The sequence below is a fragment of the Candidatus Methylacidiphilales bacterium genome, assembly GCA_033875315.1.
Classification (GTDB): Bacteria; Verrucomicrobiota; Verrucomicrobiia; order Methylacidiphilales; family CAZTYG01; genus JANRJG01.
In genome coordinates, this window is the sequence record JANRJG010000014.1 from 25,974 (window position 1) to 46,843 (window position 20,870).

The window sequence follows — 20,870 nt, forward strand, 5'->3', positions numbered from 1 at the left end:
GAACGGAGGCCTTTACAGCATGACGAGGAACGAGTTTTCTAGGTATTCACTTCGAGACTGTCAACATCTTCCCCGTTTTTTTTCAGGAAAATGAAGCCCTGGAGTCATGTTGGCATAGAAAGAATGATTTTTACCCACCACACTTGGCTCACACCAGCCAAGAAAATGACGTTAGTTATTCACTTTCAATGACTTAGATGTTTCAAGTGATCAACGTGTCCGCCCGACGGTGCGCAATTCCCTAAGCAGTTCCTCAGCCTTGAGGGGTTTATTGAGGACCGCATCCATTCCAGCTTCAAGGCAGGCCGCGCGTTCCGAGGCGAGGACATCAGCGGTGAAGGCAATGACCGGCAGGCGGGGCGACTGGTCACGGGCTTCTAGCCGTCGGATTTCCCTGACGGCATCCAGGCCGTTCATCTCTGGCATGTGCACGTCCAGCAGAACGACATCAAAGTCCCGGTCTTTTTCCAACTGTCGCATCAGTTCCTTTCCATTGGAAACGATGAGGGAACTGCAACCGAGCTTCTTGAGGGTCAACTCCAAAACCCGCTGGTTGACCACATTGTCCTCGGCGGCCAAAATGCGAAAGGACGGCATCGGCTGGCCCGAAACTGGGACCTTGCCGGTATGGGCGAACGAATCTGTGACCACTGGAGCCTTGAGGGTGAAAAAAAAGGTCGTCCCCTGCCCGGGGACACTTTCAAACCGGATGTATCCGCCAAGCATCTCGCAAAGGCGCCGACAGATGGCCAAACCCAACCCAGTGCCGCCGAATTTTCGGGAAGTGGAAGCACTAGCTTGAGTGTAAGGTTCAAAGAGTTTTTCCGCATGCGCCTCATCAATGCCCAGTCCGGTATCGCAGACACTGACCTGGAGGCATGATGTCGCCACATCATAATTGGCCTTGATTCGGATCGAACCCTGCCCGGTGAACTTGATGGCATTGGAAACCAGATTGCAAAGAATCTGCCGCAACCGGGTAGGGTCGGTGGAAATCCGCTCCGGTACACTGGCATCTACTTCAACTTTCAATTCGATGCCTTTTTCTAATGCCAGTGCTTCGAACATCTTCCGCACCAATTCCGTTTCCCCTGCCACCGAAGTTGGGCGCATTTCCAAGTCCAGTCGCCCGGCCTCGATCTTGGAAAAATCCAAAAGATCATTGAGGAGGGTCCTCAGAGTTTCCGCGCTGGCCCGGATGCCCGCGGCATACTCTTTGTTGTCGGGTGAAAGCTCGGAGGCCACCATGAGTTCGGAGAAACCAATGACTCCATTCAAGGGCGTGCGTATTTCGTGGCTCATCATGGCGAGGAAATCGCTTTTGGTGCGGCTGGCCCGGTCGGCCTCGGCTCGGGCCGCCTGCAGTTCCTTGACCGCCCGGTTCCATTCGATCTTGCACACTTCATCGATGGCCATGGCAGCCAGAATATGCAGCACTTCGATTTCCGAATCGCTGAACGTGCGCGGCTCGAAGTGGATCACACAGAGGGTGCCGATGCGGTATCCTTCCTCAGAAATCAATGGAACTCCTGCATAGGCCCGGATGCCGGGATTGCCGGTGACGAGGGGGTTGTCGCTGAAACGAACATCCTCGGCAGCGTCCTGCACCACCAGAGGTTCATCGGAAAGAATGGCGTAGGCGCAAAAAGACATTTCGCGCGGTGTCTCGCGGGTGGATTGCCCGAACACCGATTTGAACCACTGCCGACTCTCGTCGACCAAGGTGATGGTCGAAACCGCACATCCCGTGAGTGCGGTAGCCAGACGGGTGATGCGGTCGAAGCGATTCTCCGGCGGGGTGTCGAGGATGTGCAGGGACCGGAGATTAAACAAGCGATCGTGCTCGTTCTGTGGGGTGGGAGCAGCAGGCATACAGACCTAGTCGGATCGATCTAGACCCCCATATTATCCGACCACGATAAATGGAACAAGGCGAACTTGACCGTAAAAGCCCTGAATAAATTCGGGGTATGCTTGCCAGATGGAACGTGAAGCCGTATCTCCTGCGTCCCATGCAACTGTCCCCTCGAATACTCCTGACTGTCATCTGTGCCGGAACCGTCCTCGCCGCCTGCAAGGATGCTCCCCCCAACCCCAGGGAATCCGCAGAGTCGGTGGCCTTGGAATCCTTGCTCGCCGAGGGTGAAGAAACCTACAACCAAACCTGTGCCATGTGCCACCTGGACGGCCATGGAAGCGAAGTGGTTCCTCCCCTCATCGGCGCCCCTGCCTTGTCCAAGGACGACCCGGCCGAACTCATCGGAATCATCCTCAACGGGCAGAAGGGCAAAATCGAGCGCGGGGGGAAAACCTTCGACGGCATCATGCCTCCCCACGGCTACCTCAGTGACCGCGAAATCGCCGCCGTCGCCACCTACCTGCGCAAAACCTACGGATCCCACCCCGCCCCGGTGCAGCCGACCCAAGTGGCGAAGTTGCGCTGAGCGCGAAATCAGATCCGGCCGGGGTTCAACCTTCGATAGTGTTGATCTCGACGGGCTCGACCGTCACGCCCTCGGATTCGAGCCAGGCGATGGCGGCTTTGACCAGTTCTCGATCGCCCTCCAATTCCAAGGCCATGACGCCGACCTTGTCATTGACCGTGGCCTGGCGGACATTGAAAGCCACTTCCGGGCAGGCCTTGGCCATGTGGAAGAGCAACGGCTTGGTCGCCGCCTCGGCATCGAAATTGAGCCAGTATCGTCCCTTCATGATTCAGCCTCCGGCAATCGCGGGCACGATGCTGAGTTCGTCGTTGGATTTGACCGGCGTCGACTGGTCTTCCAGGAAGCGCACATCCTCGCCATTGACGTAGATGTTGACGAAGCGGCGGATCTGGCCGTTGGCGTCGAGGAGACGGTCGCCGATGCCGGGGAAGTTCTTTTCCAGATCGGCGATGATTTCCCCGACGGTGGCACCTTCAGCGTTCACGGTGTCGGCGTTGTGGGTCAATCCGCGCAGGGGCGGGGGGATGGATACGGCAATGGGCATACGGTCCTTTCTAACTGGAAACCTGAAACTGGAAACCTGAAACTTGAATCAAACGGCCGCCGCGGCTTCGCCGGCGAGAAGGTTGTCGAATTCGCGCAGGCTGGGGTTGATGCAACGGGGGGCACCGATGTGGTTGGCCACGGCCTCGGCGGTCTTCAACCCATGGCCGGTGATGCAGAGGACGATGCGTTCGTCGCGCGGGATCTTCCCGGCCTCGATGAGCTTCTTGGCGCAGGCCACGGTGACCCCGCCGGCGGTTTCGGCGAAGATCCCCTCGTTTTCAGCCAGGAGCTTGATGCCCTCGATGATCTCGGGGTCGGTGGCATCCTCAGCCCAGCCACCGGTCTGTTCCATGACTTTGACCGCGTAGTAACCATCGGCGGGGGTGCCGATGGCGAGGGACTTGGCGATGGTGTTGGGCTTGGGCTGGGGTTTGATCAGATCGCTGCCGGACTTGCGGGCCAGACTGATGGGATTGCAACCGGTGGCCTGGGCACCATGGATGGTGAACGGCTTCTCGGCCACCAGGCCGGTCTTGGTGAATTCCTGGTACGACTTGCAAATTTTGGTCAGGAGCGAACCCGAGGCCATGCAAACCACCGTGTGGGCCGGAATATCCCAGCCGAGCTGCTCCATGATTTCAAAACCCATGGTCTTGGAGCCTTCGGCGTAATAGGGCCGGAGGTTGACATTGACGAAGCCCCAGCCGTATTTGCCGGCAATCTCGGAACAGAGGCGGTTGACCTGGTCGTAGGGACCATGGATGCCGACGACCTTCGTGCCGTAGACCAGGCTGTTCAACACCTTGCTTTGTTCCAGATCGGCAGGGATGAGGACGTAGCTCTCCAGGCCGGCCGAGGCGGCATTGGCGGCGACCGAATTGGCCAGATTGCCGGTGGAGGCGCAGGCCACGACTTTGAAACCCAATTCGACCGCACGGGACAAGGCCACCGAGACCACACGGTCCTTGAAGCTCAGCGTCGGGTAGTTGACGGTATCGTTCTTGACGTACAGTTCTTTCACGCCGAGTGCTTTGGCCAGACGGTTGGCTTTGACCAGAGGGGTGTAACCCACTTGGATGCCGACGGTGGGTTCGCCATCCACGGGAAGGAACTCGCGGTAGCGCCACATGGATTTCGGGCGGCTTTCGATCTTTTCACGGGAAACCGCGGCCTTGATCCGCTCGTAATCGTAATCGGCCTCCAGCGGGCCGAAGTCGAATTCGCAGACGTGGATGGCCTTCTTGGGATAAAGCTGTCCGCACTCGCGGCACTTCAAGTGGTTGAAAAAAGTCTCTGCCATAATCTTTACCTCCGAATCAAGAGCTCGAAGTGGAAGACAGAGGATGCGGAAACGGATTTCCGGCACCTCCTATCCTCCCCCGACTTGTGTCGGGGCTGGGTTTGGCACCTAGGCCGTCCCGCGGGCGGGATCCGGTTGCCGCAGCTTCATAGGGCCAGTCCCTCGGCTGCTCTTGATAAGAAGTGCTGAAAATTTAAGTCCTGCGCGATTTTTGTCAACAGGGATATCTTTCCATCAGGATGGCTTGATGGATCTTGGTTTTGCCATTCCGGTCATTCACACGCAACCCCGCCAACACCACCCAAGCTTCTGGCATGTCCAATGCTTGGCCGTATGCATGGAAAACAACCCCGCCGTCCCCTCCTCCACTCCCACCGCTGGGATCAAATATGTTGATGTCGCCGCCTCCTATCTGGATGAGCGCAAGCTGAAGAAACACGCCGGATGGATCCTGCTCTGGGCCCTGGGTGTGGGAGCGGTCATTTCCGGAATGTATTCGGGCTGGAACCTCGGCATCGGGGCCGGGGGATTCGGGGGCATGGCCATCGCCACCGCGCTCATGACGGTCATGTACATTTGCATGGTTTACAGCATCGCCGAACTCTCCTCTGCGCTGCCGCACGCGGGTGGCTTCTACTCTTTTGCCCGTAATGCCTTCGGCCCTTGGGGCGGAATGCTCGTGGGGGTCAGCGATACCATCGAGTATGTGCTCACTCCTGCAGTGATCGTCTTCTTCATTGGGGGATTCATGAATACCCTGCTTCCCGCGGTTCCGCTGTGGGTCTGGTGGGCCTCGTTCTATGCGGTGTTCACCGTGATCAATATCAAAGGGGTCGAAATCACCTTCAAAGTCGGACTCATCGTCACCATCCTGGCCATTGCCGTCCTCCTTGCTTTCTTCGTGCTTGCCCTCGCCACCGGGTCGTTCCATCCAAACCTCCTCATGAACATCGAACCCAAGGAAGGCGGCTCATCCTTCCTCCCCTTCGGATCCTACGGCATCTTCGCCGCCATCCCGTTTGCCATCTGGTTTTACCTCGCCATTGAACAACTCCCTCTCGCGGCCGAAGAAACCAAAAATGTCGTCGAGGACATGCCCAAGGCACTCATCTACGGCATTGCGACTTTGGTGGTTCTGGCCCTCCTCACCTTGGTTTTGAATACGGGTGTCGGGGGAGGAGCCGCTACCATGGGAGCCTCCGGGGCCCCGCTTCCCGACGGCTTCAAGGCCATTTTCGGCGAAGGTCTCACCACGGCCGCCTTCACGATCATCGCACTTGTCGGCTTGGTCGCCAGTTTCCACACCGTCATTTACGCCGCCGGACGCGTGCTCTTCGCCCTCTCCCGCTCGGGTTACTACCCCCAATGGATCTCGGTCACCGGGAAAACCACCCACACCCCCCACCGCGCCCTCATCCTCAGCGCTGTGGTCGGGTTCGTGATTGCGCTCGTATGCAGCATCGACACCAAGACGGTCGGGGCCGCGCTCCTGAGCATGTCGGTCTTTGGCGCGGTGATTTCCTACGCCGTGGTCATGGCGGCCTATATCAAACTCAAGATCACCCGCCCGGACATGCCCCGCCCCTACAAGAGTCCGCTCGGTGTCCCCGGCGCGGTGATCGGCGTGACCCTGGCCGTCATCGGTTTGGCCGCCACCATGGCGGTGGAATCCAACCGACCCGGAGTCATCGGCACCGCCATCTTCCTCGTCATCATGCTGGTCTACTTCGCCCTCTACAGCTCCAAGCGCCTCGTCGCCAAGGCGCCCGAGGAGGAAGTCGCACTGGTGGCCGAAGCGGAAAAGGAACTGGCCCACAAGTAACCCCTTGCCAAAGGGAGCCAGCCAAGGGACAACGGACGGTCGGCACCAGGCAACGGAAGGCCCACCGCCTGCTGCCCACATCCGCCATGAGCCGCTACCGTTGTCCCATCGGCAAAACAGTCCATCTGTTTTCATCGCTGGGCGATCTCCTGGCCAAAGCCACCCCCCGGCGATCGGGTGACGATCTGGCCGGGGTTGCCGCCGCCAACGCCGAGGAACGCGTGGCCGCACAAATTGCGCTGGCCGATGTTCCCCTCCAGGCTTTTCTCGACGAACCCCTGATTCCCTATGACGAGGACGAGGTCACCCGCCTCATCTGCGACACCCACGACCGCGCCGCTTTTGCTCCAGTGGCTGGTTTTACCGTGGGCGCTTTCCGCGACTGGCTCCTGCGCTATGAAACCGGCGAAGCCGAACTCACGGCGTTGGCCCCCGGACTGACCCCGGAGATGGTTGCGGCCGTCTCCAAGATCATGGCCAACCAGGATCTGGTGCTGGTCGCACAAAAATGCCGGGTCATCACCCGATTCCGCAACACCATCGGACTCCCCGGCCGCCTGAGTGCCCGGCTCCAACCCAACCACCCGACCGACGACCCCCGGGGCATCGCCGCCTCCACCCTCGACGGCCTTCTCTACGGATGCGGTGACGCCGTCATCGGCATCAACCCCGCCACCGACAGCGTCGCGGCCGCCGACACCCTCCTGCGCCTGCTCGACGAACTCATCACCCAATTCCAGATCCCCACCCAATCCTGCGTTCTGGCCCACGTCACCACCATGATGCAGTGCATGGAAAAGGGGAGCCCGGTTGACCTCGTCTTCCAGTCCATCGCCGGCACCGAGGCCGCGAACAAGAGCTTCGGCATCACTCTCGGGATGCTGGCCGAAGCCCGGGCCATGGCCCTTTCCCTCCAGCGCGGAACCCTCGGTGACAACGTCATGTATTTCGAAACCGGCCAGGGATCCTGCCTCTCCGCCAACGCCCACCACGGGTTGGACCAACAAACCCTGGAAGCCCGGGCCTACGCAGTGGCCCGGGCTTACCAACCCCTGCTCGTCAACACCGTCGTCGGCTTCATCGGCCCGGAGTATCTTTACAACGGCAAGGAAATCCTCCGCGCCGGACTGGAGGACCACTTCTGCGGAAAACTGCTCGGCCTGCCCATGGGCTGCGACGTCTGCTACACCAACCACGCCGAGGCCGACCAGGACGACATGGACGCACTCCTGACCTCGCTCGGGGTGGCGGGCTGCACCTACATCATGGGTGTTCCGGGGGCGGACGACATCATGCTCAACTACCAATCCACCTCCTTCCACGACCTGCATTACCTCCGTCAGGCCCTCCGCCTCCGTCCAGCCCCGGAGTTCGAGGTTTGGCTGGAAAAAATGAAGATCCAATCCCCGGACAACCGGCTCCTCCCCACCAGTAGTACCCACACCCTTCTTGAACAGATTTGACAGAGAAGTGCGCAAAGAACACAAAGCTTGATAGACAAACCATTTAAAAAACCTGCGTCTACTCCCACATAAACACCCATTTTTCTTCGCGCTCTTCGCGCTCTTCGCGGTAAAAAACTCCCCTCCCCCATGCCCGACTCCTGGACCCATCTCCGCCAACTGACCAACGCCCGGATCGCCCTCGGACGCAGCGGCGGCAGTCTGCCCACCCGGGCCTTGCTCGATTTCCGGTTGGCCCACGCCCATGCCCGCGATGCCGTGCAATCCCCCTTCTCTGACGAGCTTTTACGGACGGCCCTCGCACCCACCGGACTCCCCGTCCTCTCCCTGAACAGTGCCGCCCCCGACCTTCAGACCTATCTCCGGCGGCCGGATCTGGGACGCCGTCTGGACGAACCTTCCCGGGAATCGATCCTCTCACATGCCGCTATGGCCAAGCCCCACGATTTGGCCATCATCCTCTCGAACGGCCTTTCCGCCCAAGCGGTTCATGAAAACGCAGCCCCCCTGGTCCATGCCCTGGTGGATCGACTGACCGCAGCCCGGTGGTCCTTGGCCCCGCTCGTCGTGGTGAAAAACGCCCGCGTGGCCCTCTCCGACGAGGTCGGCCATCTCCTCCACGCCCGCATCGCCCTCATTTTGCTCGGGGAGCGCCCCGGCCTGGGCGGAGGCGACAGCCTTGGAGCTTATTTCACCTTCGACCCGGTGCCGGGGAAAAACGACGCCGATCGCAATTGCGTATCCAACATCCGGGCCGGTGGCCTGGTCCCCGAACAGGCGGCCGCCAAGCTGGCCTCCCTCATGCTGCGCTCAAGGAGTCTGGGATTGAGCGGGGTTCAACTGAAGGACGAAGAATCCATGCTGGGATCGGACCCCGTTCCGGTCCTCCCCGTTCATAATCCGACTACTTTATAATCAGCCGCTCGTTCTCGTACTCATATACCAAACCCCATTGACTGGGCGAAAGGACCAACGGGAGGGCGAGGCTCCTGCCGAGCCGGTTTGATGTCTCTATTCCAAGGGCGGCTCAGCCCCGAAGGCTTACGGGGGAGCCAGGAGCTTCGCCCTCCCGTAAGGCACTTTGTCGCCAACCCAAAGGATGCGGCTCTAGGCCCGGATCTGCCCGTTGCCCCGGGCGACGTACTTGTAACTGGTCAATTCCTCCAACGCCATCGGCCCGCGGGCGTGGATCTTGTCCGTGCTGATGCCGATTTCGGCCCCAAAGCCGAATTCCCCACCATCATTCAACCGCGTGGAAGCATTCCAAAAAACCGCCGCCGAATCGACCCGGGCAATGAATTGCTCCGCCGCCCCGGCGTCACCGGTCACAATGGCATCGCTGTGATGGGAACCATACGTCTCAATGTGGTCCACCGCTTCATCAAACCCGGACACCACCCTCACGGCCATGACCAGGTCGAGGTATTCAGTCTTCCAATTCTCCGGTTCGGACAGCTTCTCTCCCAGAATTCCGGACACTTCGGCGTCACCCAGAAGCTTGACCCCCTTGGCCTTCAAGCCAACGGCGACTTTCGGAAGAACGGTTGCCGCCACCGATCGGTCGACCAGCAACGTCTCGGCGGCGTTGCAGGTGCCCGGGCGCTGGGTCTTGGCATTGACCACGACCGACTCGGCCATGGCCGGATCGGCCTTCTCATGCACGTAAACATGGCACACCCCATGGAAGTGTTTCAGCACCGGCATGCGGGCGTGGGTGACGACGGTTTCAATCAGACCGTAGCCACCGCGGGGGATCATCAAATCGATGTGCTGGTCCATGGCGCAGAGCAGCGCGATGGCCTCGCGGTCGGTCGTCGGCACAATGGCACAAACCCCGGCGGGCAGTCCGGCCTGTTCCGCTGCGGCCCGGATGCAATCACCCAGCACCCGATTGGAATGGAACGCTTCCTTGCCACCACGAAGGATGACCGCGTTGCCCGTCTTCAAGCAGAGGATGGCGGCGTCCACGGTCACGTTCGGACGGGACTCGTAAATGATGCCGATGACTCCGATGGGCACGCGCACTTTCTGCATCGCGAGGCCGCTGGGCAGGGTCCAAGCTTTCAAAACGTCACCCACCGGATCGGGAAGGGCGATGACGTCGCGCACCCCCTGGATCATGGCGTCGATGCGCTTTGGAGTGAACTCAAGGCGGTCGAGCATGGCCGCCGAGAGGCCCGCTTCTTTGCCCGCGGCCAGATCCATGGCGTTGCCGGCCGCCAATTCCCCACGACGGGAATCCAGGGTCGTGGCCAGGAAGCCGAGCAGACGGTTCTTCTCGTCCGTAGAGGCATAAGCCAGCCGCCGCGCGGCCAGTCGTGCGTCGCGTCCCAGGGTTTCAAGCGTCTGTTTCAAGTCAGCCATGGGATCATCACATTAACCACAGAGGACACAGTGAACACAGAGGTAAATTCTGATAAATTTGTAATCACCTGAAGGTAAAATAGCCTTTTTAGAGCGCATGGCGTTTAATTGGCAGAGGTTTCATATCGTTTCTCTTACTCGCTCTCGTGCTCGTTCTCTCCCATTCAGAGAGCACGAGAATGAGAAAGAGTATGAGAACGAGTAGCGGATGAAATGCAAAATGCTTTAGTCATGCCCAACCCATTTCCCCTCTGTGACCTCTGTGTCCTCTGTGGCGCAAACTGTATCTTCCCGTATCAGAATCTCAATCAGGCGGCCTTGACCAGTTCCTCGGCGATCTGCACCGCATTCCAGGCCGCCCCCTTGAGGAGCTGGTCACCGGAGACAAACAGGGCCAGGCCATTCGGCGAGGACAGGTCGCGGCGGATCCGTCCGACATGGACGTCCAGGTCGCCGCTGGCCTCGATGGGCATGGGGAAGTGGTTTCCAGCGGCGTCGTCCACCAACTTCACGCCGGGGGACTTGGAGAGGATTTCCCGGGCCTTTTCCGGAGTGAGCGGCTTTTCCAGTTCCAGCACGACCGACTCCGAATGCGCCCGCAGGACGGGCACGCGGATGCAGGTGGGGACGATGGCCAGCTCCGGCAGATGGAACATCTTGCGGATCTCCTCGATGAGCTTGTTCTCCTCCTCGTTGTAGCCGTTGTCTGCTACCTTCGTGTTATGGGAGAAGAGATTGAAGGCGATCTGGTGGGGGAAGACCTTGCGCGTGATGGGCTGTCCGGCGACGTGTTCGCGCACCTGGTCCTCCAGTTCCTGCATGGCCTGGGCCCCGGCCCCGGAAGCGGACTGGTAGGTGGAGACGACGATTTTTTTGATGCCCGCTGCCTGGTGGATCGGCCAGATAGCGGTGGCCAGGATGGCGGCACAACAATTGGGGTTGGCGATCAGGCGCGATCCGTTGGAAAGATCCCCCGGATTGACCTCGGGAACGACCAACGGAACCTTCGGGTCCATGCGGAAGGCGGAGGAATTGTCCACCACCCAGGCCCCGGCAGCCAGGGCGGCCGGGATGAATTCACGCGAGCGGGTGGCCCCGGCACTGAAGAAGGCGATGTCGATGCCCTGGAAAGCGGCGGCGGAAACTTCCTCCACAGCGACCGGCTTGCCTTGGAAATCGAGGGATTTGCCGACTGAGCGGGAAGAAGCCAGCAGCTTGAGTCCGGCCACGGGGAAGCGGCGGCGTTCGAGCACGCGGAGGATTTCCACCCCGACCGCACCGGTGGCTCCGACAATGGCGATTTGTTGTCCCTTGATGGCCATAAAGGGCTCCAAGAGTAGGCCTTGGAAGGAGTCCAGGCAAGTGATTCCGAGCACAAAAACCCGAGGCCTCGCGGCCTCCGCGCCCTCAGGGCACGTCCATAACTTCAACCACAGAGTGCGCTGAGGACACGGAGGCAGATAACGGTTGAGAAGCTCTTTTTTGATCACCGTTCAGTGAATCCCTTTTCTCCCCAAAACCGCTCCATTTCTCCTCGGCGTCTCTGCGACTGTGCGCGATTTCTATTCAATCGATCCGGCTAAGAGCCTATCCGGATAAGCCCCCGTGGCCCGCGTGATGAGTGCCACCTGCCCGGACTCGAGGAGGAGCGACCGCGCCTATCGGGACGAGGTACGCAAGGAAGGGACGACGAAGGAGGCGGACAGGTGCCGCCATCACCCTCCGGGCTGGGGCTAGCCCGCCCGCTCGCCGTCCAACCCATCCCACAACTTCCGTCATATTTCAGTTTTCACGGACTGACCCCACTGATATGTTATCGAATATCCTTGATAAGGTTTTTCAGAAAATCAGAGATTTTATTTTGACAATAAAAATCGCCGATTATGGTTCCGTCAACGGAACGCCCTCGAATCATAAGGTTTGAATCTTCGCTGTAAATGACTCCGAGCCTCAGCAAACCTTTTGATCCATGTTTATTTTTGTAATGAATGATTAAATCATACTCTTCTATTGACATGACTGAACCGCCAGAAGCATTTATTTCATAAAGCATGCCACTGAATGAATCCAACAAGCTTTGATCAATGATTTGAATGCTTTTGTCGGAAACCCGAATATTTCTCAGCTCGATTTTTGTAATCTTTTTATCTGAAAAGTAATTCATCATGTATGCTGAGCCGTCTGCTAGCCTGATCCGCGATACGCTTAAATATTCCGATTCATTAGTATTACATCCAGTCAATACCACCATAAATGCCAGCATTGAAGACACGAAGAGATTGTAGACTAGCATTTGTCTCATAACTAGTTGTTTTACTTGCCAGCTATTTCTCTTTGAACGTTTACGAGCCCCATAAAGATGTCTGTATTAGCTGGGTTTCTCCCCAGAGCAGGTCCACTAAGCCATTTGTAGCCAGTCGAAGGAAGCCTTAGGCCATTGAAGGCATTCAAATGCTTTAAAGGGCTACATGCATTTATGCCTAAAACACTAGCCTTAACATTTGCACCTCTTATAGCTTGTGTGAGAGTTAATGAATTGTTGTTTGCGAACTGCAACGCTCCGGATTCAGTAGAGTGAATACTCAAGTATACCCGATTATGTGATGCTAAGGCTTGCTGAAAACTTTCTACTCTTGGGTTTAGGACTAGAGTAATCCTTTCATCCGTAGCTAACGATTGCCACATTTTTTTACCTTCACCTGTTCGACTAAACTCTCTTAGACCATCTTGATCAATACCATACCAGATTTCCCCATTTCCTTGGGATATTTGTGATTCTGTTCTGGATTGGCCACGTGGCGCTGACATATAGCCATGGGAAGATTCCGTGGAATTTCCGATGAATTCAATTGTCGCAGAGACTGTTCCGATGGCTGCACCCGTCGCAGCCCCAACAGCCGCCCCCTGCCAAAAGTCCCCACCCATGAGCACGGAGCCCACTCCTCCGGTGACCGCTCCAGTGGCCGTGGAAGCCCCGGTCTGAATGGCTCCCCGGATCACAGGGTCGGCGATCCCCTTGACCAAGCCCTGGGTCAGACTGGAGGCGGCAAAGCTGATGCCTCCGGTTATCCCTCCCACCAACGCACTTTGGGCTATGTCCCCTCCGGTGATGGCCGCATTGATGGCCCCTGCGGCGGCACTGGCCGCTATCGCTCCGGCCGGTCCTCCCAGGGCCCCCAAGCCCCCCAAAAATCCCGATATCGCCCCCGTTAAGGCCCCCATGGCGATGTTACCGCCTTGGGCCGCAGCTACGGCCGCTCCCGCTGCCGCCCCCACCGCCGTGGCGATGAGGATGCCAACAACAATGGCTGTGATGGTGATCGGCTCGTGCCCGCTGGGATCGACGTATTTGAGCGGGTTATTCAGCGAATACGCGTAACGATTGAAGGTCTGCGGGTTCTGGGGATCGGGCACAATGGTGTCCGCCGAGATGAACCGTCCCAACTCCGGGTCATAATACCGGGCGTTGAAATAATACAGCCCGGTGTCCTCATCGAAGATCTGCCCGGTGAACCGGTGGCTGACTTCAAAGGCCTGGGTGTTGTCCTGGGACAGTTCCCGCCCGAAGGGCGTGTAGGTGTATTTCTGCACCACTTCCCCGGACCGGTCGGTCATGATGCTCGACGATCCCAGGTGGTCGCTGTGGTAGTAATAAAACACCGGCGTGAAGACCGGGTTGACCGCATGGGCGGGGAAGGAGCAGAAGAAGACGGACAGGAAGGTCAGGAAACAGACGACTTGGACAAAGAAGGTTTTCCACGGGGTGGGGACGTAAGGACCGACGACAGTGGACGGATGACGGAGGACGGCGGAAAACCATGAGAGGGTGAATTCAGGGTTGGGAAGAGCAAGGGTGGCCGTGCCGGACGAAAGCGGAGGGGTGAGGAAAGAGGCACCGGCGGGCAGGATGCCCGCCGGGGCAGGCGGGACGCCCGCGCTCCGACAAACCGAATCGAACCGTCCACCGGTGGCGCGGAGGATGGTGCGGGCGAAGGAACGGACTCCGGTCCTCCTTCCACCGCCGTGCTTCGCGAGCTCTTGACCGCCATAGCCTTGGCGACGGCGGTTCGCGGTGAACATTCCGTTGGCTCCCAGCATGAGGCACAGCAGGCCGATCAAGCCGAGGAGGGTGACGGTCAGGGGGTAGCGCTGCATTTCCAGCAGCCAGTCGATGCCTTGTTGGACGTGATGGGCCAGGTCGGCGATACCGGGGAGGATGCCCATGGCATCGGCCATGCCTCCGGCGGGCTCGAAGGTGCAGAGGCGCTTGCCATCGGCCAGGACATGGCAGAGGGTCTTGCCGTCCTTGATCTCGTAGATGCCGCCGATCCAGATGGTGTAGTGGGTTCCATTGTACTTCCACAGGCGGGAGCCGTCATGGGCATAACCAAAAGTTGTGGTGGCATTGCCTCCGGTGACGGAAGCGAGGCGGTTTTCCGGGTCGTAGGTGAGGGTCTGGTCACCCCGGATGGTCATGCTACCGTTGGCATCGTAGGCGTAGGTCTTGCCATGGGCCTGGGTTACGGCGTGGGGACGACTGCTTCCGTAGGTGTAGGTGGTGGGCACCGCGCCTTCCTGGGAGGAAACCATGTTGCCAATGGCATCATAGGTATAGGACTTGGTTCCGGCCATGCCGACGGAGGTCAGGGAGGTCAGGCGGTGGAGGTCGTCGTAGGTGGCGTTGGAGAAGCTCTGGCTGGCGGAGCCGGAGGGTGACACGGCATCGGCAATACTCTTGATATTGGAAGCTTCATCGTAGGTGTAGGTCAGATCTTGAAGGGCGGGATTGGTCCCAGCACGGGTGACGAGCCGCTTGAGACGCTTCGAGTTGGGGTAATACTCGTAGGTGGTGGTCTGGCCGTTGCCTGCCTGGGAAGAGGTGAGCTGGCCGAGGACATTCCAAACAGGATTGGAATAGAAGACCTCGGTGCCACCGGTTCCGGCAGTGGACTGGATCTGGACGAGGTGACCGGCCGTGTCGTAGGTGTAGGCCAGGGTGGCTGAGTTGGCCGGATAGGTCACGGTCTGGGGACGGTCGGCTTCGTCGTAGGTGGTCTCCACGGTGTAGGCGCTGGAAGTGACGTTGAGGTAACGGGTGCTCTTGATGACGCGACCGCGGGCGTCATAGGAGAACTTTTCCCAGCCTTGGGAGTCGGTGATCTGGTGGAGCTGGCCGGGGCCGACGGTGTAGCCGCTGCTGCCGCTGTCGTAGCTGTAGGTGACCGTGGAGGTGAGGACGCTGAGATGGTTGTAAACATCCTTCTGGCTGATGCGTCCGAGGGGGTCGGTGAAGTGGAAGTAGACGGCGTTGCCCTTGGCGTCTTCCTGCCAGATCAAACGTCCTGCAGTGTCATAGGCGTAGGACCAGGTGCCCATGTTGGGCTCGGTCATGCCGGTCTTCTGACCGAGGGAATTGTAGGTAATCTGGGTGACATTGTTGGCATGGTCGGTGGTCTGGACCAGATTACCGACCGGGTCATAGGTGTAGTCGGTGGTCAGGTCGCCTGCGGCGGTTTCCTCGACAATGACGCGGACGCGACCGTAGGCGTCCTTGAGGGCGCGGTGGGCCTTGCCCATGGGATCAAGGGTGCGAACGGTCCACGGGTCGCCGCCGATGCTGAACTGGGTGACCACGGGCGCGGTGGGGGAACCGGTTTCCCCGTCCGGCGGGGTGGTGCGGAAGGGACGGTTGGCGGCGTCAAATTCTGTCAGGGTGCCGGGGGCACTGGGGTTGAAGGCGGTGAAGGAGGACCCGGCGCTGAACACCGGCAGGGTGGTGTAGTAATTCCGTCCGGCCTCGTCGTAGAAGGTATCGGTGACGCGGAACTGGCCGTTTTCTGCCTCGACACGCTGCTGGATGGAACGGCCCATGCCATCGGCATATGTGTACGTTTCATGCCCGTTGGCGGTGTCATTGGGATCGTAAACTTGCTCACGGATGCGGTTGAGGGAATTGCCCGCGCCATCAATGCCTCCCAGAAGGTAGGACGTGCGCGTGCGCCAGAGATTGGCCGGACCGCCGGGGGTGGTGGAGATGCGGGTTTCGGTCAGGCGGAAGAAGGTGTCGTAGGAAGATTCCGCGACCATGCCCCGGATATCGGTGGCGCGGGTGATCTGGCCGGAGCGGGCATCGTATTCCGTGGAAGAAGTAAAGGATCCCTTTTGCTGGGTGACGGGGAAGGTGCGGTAAGTGGGGTCGTATTGCAGGTAGGTCCAGACACCATTGGCCTCGGTCTTGGTTTCGATGTTCCCATAGACGTCATAGCTGAACTGAAGGGATGTGAGCCAAGTGTTGTCCGAGTCACGCCAGACTTGTTCCGTTAGCACGCGACCAGTTGCCCCATCATAGGTGAACTTGGTCTGCCGGAGCGCGGTTCCTGAGGCGTTTTTGATGCGGACATACTCGGGCTTATCCGTAATGTAGGCGTTCGAGAGGCTGGCAAAAACCATCTCGTTGACCACTGTGTCAGAGGCCCCGCCGGGGAGGATGTCGGAAAAGGAGTGGTTGGCCAGGTTGACCGATCCCACTTCGCCAAGATTGGTGGTTTTAGAGAGGTTGCCTTTTTTGGCCGTGGCGATGTTGCCGCCGTCGTATTCAAACTGCTGGCAAGTGGCGCGGTAGGCCCCTCCTGTTGGCGAAGTGCCGGCATAGGTCAGGCTGATGGTCTGGGCGATGTAGGGAAAGGTCCAGCCTGTGGTGGAATCCAAAACGACTTCCTCGACTTTGTTGAGCTGGCGGGAGTAAAGATTACCATCACTGCCGTAGGTTTCGGTAAGGAATGGAATGCCTTTTTTGGCTTTGGAGCCAGCGTCCGAAAATTCACCCAATGTGGAGCCGTCGCGTCCTCCGGATTGGTGGAAGTATTTGACCGTCTTCATACCACTGGGGTCGGTCATGGAAGCCTGGTAAAAGCCACGGAATTCGCGTTCGACGGCATCGAACATGCCACCCATATAGGTGTAGGTGGTGGTACCGATGTTGCCCATACCATCATTCACGGTGACCGATTGGACGGTTTGGACGGGGAAGGGCAGCAGTCCCTTGGCTTTTTCCGTCCAAGGATCGGTAGTCCAGGGTTTGTCCCGGTTGTCGTAGGCAGTGGAAGGGAGGTAGGAGACTGCCGTCGTGGCCCCCAGGCCGTTGGTGATGCCGCTCAAGAGATCGGGGAAGGGACCTTTGTTGTAGTAAACAAAGAAGCGGTCGTAGGGTGGGGCGGCCTTGCGGACGACGCGGTCGAGCAGGCCATCTCCATTCATGTCCAAGAGATCGACTGCTGTGTAGGAAGTGTCCATCCAACTGACGCTTTGCCACTTTTGCTCAGTGGGAAGTTCGCTCATTACGTTGTTCCACGTAAAAGGAGCGGCAAAGCCGGTACCGGTATTCAGTTGAACCCGGAAGCTGGTGTAAGGGGCATTGGGGCGACGACTGACGCGGTCGGGCAGACCGTCTCCATTGATGTCGAGCAGGGTGGTATTTACCTTCAGTTGTTCGCGCCCCACGGGAGCATTCCAGGCATTTCCCGTGTTTTCGGATACGAGGGGGCCCCACCAGACAGGGTCCTCAAAACCCGCTCCGTTGTTGTATTGGACTTGGAACTGGTTGTAGGGGGAAGTGTCTTTACGGGCCACGCGGTCAGGCAGACCGTCCCCATTGATGTCGAAAAAGCCGCTGCTGGTATCGCCGGAATTGTCGCGGCCAAAGATGCTGGACCATGAGTTATCGGTGCTGTAGGGCTGAAAATTGGTCCATTTCCTGAGTGGGCTGAAAGTTGTTCCCTCAAGGGTTTGGGCCCAAAAGTAGTTGTAAGGGGTGTTCTTCGGTTTGATAACTCGGTCGGGAAATCCATCGCCGTTGATGTCCAACATGGAAACTTCCTTGTCGTTATTCTTGCCGAGCGCTCGCCAAGTGGACGAAGCGTCCTCGGCATCGATTCCTGTGTAGGCAACCGGGCTGGATTCGAGGGAATCAGTGCCTTGCCGGCCCTTGCCGTGTTGGACGTAAATCCGATCGTAAGGGCCAGTATTCTCCTGGTAGGCCCGATCGGGTATGCCATCTCCGTTGAGATCGAGCATATTCATCACGATGGAGCCATTGTTCTCTCCCTTGAGGCTCCTCCACGTGGTGCTGGTCTGGTTGCCGCTCAAGGGTTGGATGAGAAACTCTTGGGTAAACTGCGTGGGACCGTTTTTCCCAGCTTTGTTGTACTGGACAATGTAGCGGTCGTAAGGTGAAGCGGCCTTGCGATTGATTCGATCCGGCAAACCATCCCCGTCCCAGTCCACAAGGTCGCCGCGGGTTTTTGTCCCATCGAAGGATCGCAGGCTTCGCTTGTCTTCGGCATTGTCCCCCTGCCCGGATACTCCCGTCCACTCGACCGCTTGGGATTCAAATTCCAAAGGTTTGTCCTGGTAGGTAAAGGTGGTGGCAGGGAGTGCACTGGTGCCATCCGCGCCATACTGGGTCACGGAAATCAGACGTGAGCGCAGAGTCGAGTTCGAGGTTGCGTAACCCAGCACATATTTCCGCACCAAACCGGCACCTACCTTGACTCGGATTTCTTTGTAGCGCTTTTTTTGTTCAACTTTGTAGCAAGCCCGGAAGTCGAGTGAGTCGTCATCACGGTCTTCCAGTTCGAATTCCACAAGGTGTGTGGCACCCAGACCGGAAACGTGTCCATTGTATTCGATTTTTTGCAAGTAAAGAGCCCCACCATCGTTGGAATAGGTGATGAGGGTGATGTTGCCATTGACGTCCTCTACTTTGTCCAATGCCCAGCGGAAAGTTCCGGTGCCATTTCCGGTATTCCAGCCGGGTTTGGGATTGTCCATGCGGGAGTTGGCCGCTTGGCCAAAGTAGAACTTGTTACCTGAACGATCCGTGATCAGCCAATAGCCGGCGGAGTAGACACAATTCAGGAAAGCACTCTCGGTTTTGGCCCGGTAAACGAACCCTCCCGGAGCTGTGGCGTCGGGAACTTTGACCAGCTCGGCGTTGACTCCACCGAAAGAAATGACAAAGCCCCTATTGTCATCATATTGAGAAAGGGCATTGCTGCCCGACCAAGAAACTGGAACGCCCTTCTTTCCATTGCGCTGAATGTAGCCCAACTCCAAACTCCAACCAACCCCGCAAGGGCCGTTTCCACCAGAGGAATTATAAGCAATGGACAGCTTGGGTTCAGCCCCCTGGCGTGCCGGGGCCACCTGAATCGGATAACCATAAGAAAATCGCCCTGTGTGCAAATCCGTTTGAAAATTCATCCTTGCGCCCTCCGAAAGACCTCCTCCGGAGTTTTCCGTGCTGCTGTCAGAGGAGGAAGAACCAGCGGTGGCTGTTGAAGCCAGGGCGGCGGTTTCGTCTACCGGGACATCCTTGACTTTTCCTGTTGAGGGAGCGTTTTTTGAGACTGTAGCATCCGAACTTATGGTCTCTTGACTGCTAGATTCACTCACAATATTCGGCACTGAAGCCTCGATGGGTGCATCTTCCGCCATCCCAGCTGGATTGGGATCCGCAATCTGTCCGATGGCTATGAAGCCAGTAAAGAAGACATGGCTAAAACCAAAAATGCGCAGGAATAAACTGCGATTGAAGCAAAGATTATCGATGTGCATGGCCTAAAATCCTTGATGAGCAAGCGCTGCCCGCTGAAAGATGCACGCTTTCACTATCAATGACGCGTTTACCTTGTCGTCAGAAGCGCCTGGCTTGTTTAGGCTCACTAACTAGCACAACACCGTATACCCCAGTCAAAATAAAAAATAACCAAATTTGAACAAACCCCGTGTAAATCATCACAAATCAACGAATCTAATTCGGGGACCGATATGTTTATGGCGTTTTCATGTCAACTAGTTTAGCACCCCCTTGAAAGAGGGAGGGGTCAGGAGGGCTAGAGGGGTTCAGCCACGGAACCAGAAAGTTTCTCATAGTGGCCAAGCTTCCCTACCCAATCACGGGGTGCATTCCTGCATCTCTCCAAGGCTTTGTTGGCATGGGTCATGTAGTTCGGGAGGTTGCCTGTATCGAGATCGGTTTAGCAACCCACCCTAGCCGATGTCGAGGTGATTGAATGGCGAATGGCAGAGGGACGAGACCTGAAGGCTGAAACTTGAGTGCGTGCCGCAAAGTGGCCGTGTCCTCTGGACGGAGTCCATCCCGCACCACGGCGGGAGCCGTAAAAGCAGAAATATGAAACTACAAACCAGATTGTATTCGGGATTCCGGATGCGGGATCTAGGGTTTCTGATGGATGATTTTTGCCGACAGCCGACAGCCGACAGCCAAAGGCAAACGGGGAAAGGATTCCCCGTCTACAAGAGGGGATGGCATCGGTTTTGCCTCGGGATGCCTCCGGGCTGTTTCGGTCCTTTTCTCTCCCCGGGCAACGGAGACGCGCAGGCCAGGAGCCTTTTGGTCAGAGGGAGAGAAACTTGAAGATCAGGAAGCCGGCACCGCCGAGGGCGACCAAGAATGCCACCAACACCAGCATGGGAAAGCCGCCGGCGCTTTTCCTCGGTTTGGGGAAAGGCGCCAGATTCTTGAAATTGGCCGGACGCCCGGTTTGGGCACCGATGGGCAGGCTGACCCGGGTCTCGGCCACGGGCATGGGGGCCGCCGCCGCAGATGTCTCGGACTCGTAGGTCATCAGCATGTTGCCCAGCATGACCACGTCCTGGTTCCGCAGGACCGTCTCGGTTATACGCTCATCATTGACCCGGGTGCCATTGGTCGAACCCAGGTCGATCAGGCGGTAATCGCCGCTTTCGAGGCGGAATTCGGCATGGCGGGTCGAAACACTCGGGTGGGCCAAGGCATAGGTGTTGTCCTCTTCCCCGCGACCAATCGTCACCGAGGGTTTGTTGAGATCAAACACCACCCCGGCGAACTCCGGCGATTTGACAATCAGCTTGGGCATAAATGAGTG

13 protein-coding genes and 1 riboswitch are annotated in these 20,870 nt (G+C 58.2%); of the genes, 4 read left to right on the forward strand and 9 right to left on the reverse strand.

The window, feature by feature from the left end; translation table 11 throughout:
- Positions 1-210 precede the first annotated feature (210 nt).
- On the reverse strand, positions 211-1,872 hold the full coding sequence (locus SFU85_04750) for an ATP-binding protein (protein MDX6766076.1): 1,662 nt from the start codon (positions 1,870-1,872) through the stop codon (positions 211-213).
- A gap of 140 nt (positions 1,873-2,012) precedes the next feature.
- Between SFU85_04750 and SFU85_04755 the strand changes: the two genes are divergently transcribed.
- On the forward strand, positions 2,013-2,444 hold the full coding sequence (locus SFU85_04755) for a cytochrome c (GenBank protein MDX6766077.1): 432 nt from the start codon (positions 2,013-2,015) through the stop codon (positions 2,442-2,444).
- 25 nt (positions 2,445-2,469) lie between these two features.
- Here SFU85_04755 and SFU85_04760 read toward each other — a convergent pair whose 3' ends face one another.
- From SFU85_04760 to thrC, 3 genes are read right to left on the reverse strand one after another with little or no spacing between them, the layout of a single operon-like run.
- On the reverse strand, positions 2,470-2,712 hold the full coding sequence (locus tag SFU85_04760; GenBank protein MDX6766078.1) for an NIL domain-containing protein: 243 nt from the start codon (positions 2,710-2,712) through the stop codon (positions 2,470-2,472).
- Positions 2,713-2,715: 3 nt separating this feature from the next.
- Positions 2,716-2,991, reverse strand: coding sequence for a ubiquitin-like small modifier protein 1 (locus SFU85_04765; GenBank protein ID MDX6766079.1), 276 nt, complete (start codon positions 2,989-2,991; stop codon positions 2,716-2,718).
- Between the two features lie 48 nt (positions 2,992-3,039).
- Positions 3,040-4,293, reverse strand: a complete 1,254-nt coding sequence (thrC, locus tag SFU85_04770) for a threonine synthase (GenBank protein ID MDX6766080.1) — start codon at positions 4,291-4,293, stop codon at positions 3,040-3,042.
- Positions 4,294-4,359: 66 nt separating this feature from the next.
- Positions 4,360-4,475, reverse strand: a riboswitch (SAM riboswitch).
- A 155-nt stretch (positions 4,476-4,630) separates the two neighbouring features.
- Between thrC and eat the strand changes: the two genes are divergently transcribed.
- From eat to eutC, 3 genes are all read left to right on the forward strand, one after another.
- On the forward strand, positions 4,631-6,115 hold the full coding sequence (gene eat / locus SFU85_04775; GenBank protein MDX6766081.1) for an ethanolamine permease: 1,485 nt from the start codon (positions 4,631-4,633) through the stop codon (positions 6,113-6,115).
- A gap of 86 nt (positions 6,116-6,201) precedes the next feature.
- Positions 6,202-7,578 (forward strand): ethanolamine ammonia-lyase subunit EutB, encoded by a 1,377-nt coding sequence (locus SFU85_04780; protein MDX6766082.1) that lies wholly within the window; start codon positions 6,202-6,204, stop codon positions 7,576-7,578.
- Positions 7,579-7,707: 129 nt separating this feature from the next.
- Positions 7,708-8,493, forward strand: a complete 786-nt coding sequence (gene eutC / locus SFU85_04785) for an ethanolamine ammonia-lyase subunit EutC (protein MDX6766083.1) — start codon at positions 7,708-7,710, stop codon at positions 8,491-8,493.
- A gap of 192 nt (positions 8,494-8,685) precedes the next feature.
- On the opposite strand, the gene SFU85_04790 is transcribed toward eutC, so the two are convergent.
- From SFU85_04790 to SFU85_04810, 5 genes are all read right to left on the reverse strand, one after another.
- Entirely contained in the window at positions 8,686-9,942 is a 1,257-nt protein-coding gene (locus tag SFU85_04790) for a glutamate-5-semialdehyde dehydrogenase (GenBank protein ID MDX6766084.1), read from the reverse strand.
- 308 nt (positions 9,943-10,250) lie between these two features.
- Complete coding sequence (locus SFU85_04795; protein MDX6766085.1) at positions 10,251-11,264, reverse strand: aspartate-semialdehyde dehydrogenase; 1,014 nt, start codon at positions 11,262-11,264, stop codon at positions 10,251-10,253.
- Between the two features lie 491 nt (positions 11,265-11,755).
- Positions 11,756-12,214: a hypothetical protein gene (locus SFU85_04800; GenBank protein ID MDX6766086.1), complete on the reverse strand. Its 459-nt coding sequence runs from the start codon at positions 12,212-12,214 to the stop codon at positions 11,756-11,758.
- A 41-nt stretch (positions 12,215-12,255) separates the two neighbouring features.
- Complete coding sequence (locus SFU85_04805; GenBank protein ID MDX6766087.1) at positions 12,256-19,557, reverse strand: toxin TcdB middle/N-terminal domain-containing protein; 7,302 nt, start codon at positions 19,555-19,557, stop codon at positions 12,256-12,258.
- 803 nt (positions 19,558-20,360) lie between these two features.
- On the reverse strand, positions 20,361-20,861 hold the full coding sequence (locus SFU85_04810) for an FHA domain-containing protein (protein MDX6766088.1): 501 nt from the start codon (positions 20,859-20,861) through the stop codon (positions 20,361-20,363).
- Positions 20,862-20,870: the final 9 nt, after the last annotated feature.